The 240-nt window shown below is 42.1% G+C and carries 1 protein-coding gene; it reads right to left on the minus strand.

Annotated features, from left to right (window positions below; translation table 11 throughout):
* The coding region (locus SB689_RS24075; RefSeq protein ID WP_410694541.1) for an alkaline phosphatase family protein at positions 1 to 240 on the minus strand (240 nt) is incomplete at both ends.

The following is a 240-nucleotide window of genomic DNA, read 5'->3' on the forward strand; positions in this document are numbered from 1 at the left end:
CTTCAATGGAGTTCGGCCCGAACTTATGCCCAGCATAATCCGTGGAAGCCAAGTTGATTGCTAAAAAGTCTGTAATAGCATCACCTCCTAGCTTTTCACCTTCTACAGACGCTTCTGCCAACTTCAAAGTCAGTGTATTTCCGAAAGGGGTATAACGGATGTTATCTTTTTTTGTCTGATAATCTTTAGCCAGATCATTGTAAGGGAAAGTAGGTGTCTTTGCACTTCCCAATAACCCTT

Origin of the sequence: Chryseobacterium sp. SIMBA_038 (assembly GCF_046535115.1) — a bacterium.
Lineage (GTDB): Bacteria > Bacteroidota > Bacteroidia > Flavobacteriales > Weeksellaceae > Chryseobacterium.